Source organism: Pseudomonas sp. YuFO20, assembly GCF_035064975.1.
In the GTDB taxonomy this organism is placed as follows: domain Bacteria; phylum Pseudomonadota; class Gammaproteobacteria; order Pseudomonadales; family Pseudomonadaceae; genus Aquipseudomonas; species Aquipseudomonas putida_AE.
This window is the reverse complement of the sequence record NZ_JAXDEO010000154.1, coordinates 1-727: the sequence shown is the minus strand read 5'-3', so window position 1 is coordinate 727 and position 727 is coordinate 1. Positions and strand designations below refer to the sequence as shown.

3 protein-coding genes are annotated in these 727 nt (G+C 53.5%); all 3 read left to right on the top strand.

The window, feature by feature from the left end:
• Positions 1 to 201, top strand: a 201-nt coding sequence (locus SOP85_RS31025) for a hypothetical protein (RefSeq protein WP_323629408.1), incomplete at its 5' end; no start/stop codon positions are given.
• 41 nt (positions 202 to 242) lie between these two features.
• The gene (locus SOP85_RS31020) at positions 243 to 464 is read left to right on the top strand and encodes a hypothetical protein (RefSeq protein WP_323621876.1); all 222 of its coding nucleotides are present in this window, start codon (positions 243 to 245) and stop codon (positions 462 to 464) included.
• Between the two features lie 9 nt (positions 465 to 473).
• Positions 474 to 727: hypothetical protein (locus SOP85_RS31015; RefSeq protein ID WP_323629407.1), on the top strand; the 254-nt coding region annotated here is incomplete at its 3' end.

The window sequence follows — 727 nt, the reverse complement described above, 5'->3', positions numbered from 1 at the left end:
ACCATGGGCACTACCGCGACCGGATGCGTGATCACGTTCGGCACGCCCTACACTGCCGCACCGAATTGTACGGTGACGTGGCAGGCAACGCCGCTGGCCTCGCAGAGCTACACCGTCACCACGACTGCGATTACCACGGTGCAGACATCGACAAGCAACAATCTGCTCAACTATACCTGTGTCGCCCGTTCGGGCGGCTGATCGCTTGCGTTAGTATCCTCCCTCTGACTTGAGAGAAGGCCATGAACCAGAGCACCATCATTTTCGGCTATCTGTTTGTGGCCTTCCTCATTTTCATCACGCAACGCGGCGAACTACCGACCTATTGGGGTTTCCTCGTTTCATCCCCTAGCACGCCTTCGCAGGGACCAACTGCAACCGGCAGCGGCGCGTTGTCGTCAAACGGTGTGGGGCAAGCGGCGAGCAAGATTGCTAACCTCGCCTCAACTCTTGCGGTGTTCTAAGGTTTAGCCATGCCCTTTGCTTTGGTCATCATTGGACTGTTGATGATTATCACGGGCATCAACAACACCTATTCGCAGTTTGGCTCACAGCTGCAACAGGATTTCACCGGCTCAAAAAGCTTCGTTGTCTGGATTTTAGCTTTGGGCAGCGTTGGCGCGCTTGGCTACATTAAAGACTTGCGCCAGTTCTCGCACTATTTCATGGCGCTGATCTTAATCTCAATGATCCTTTCAAACAAAGGCGTATTCCAGAATTTCCAATC

What these genes read in the sequence shown, in the direction of transcription:
- SOP85_RS31020 (WP_323621876.1), top strand. Translation starts at nt 243, where the DNA reads ATGAACCAGAGCACCATCATTTTCGGCTATCTGTTTGTGGCCTTCCTC.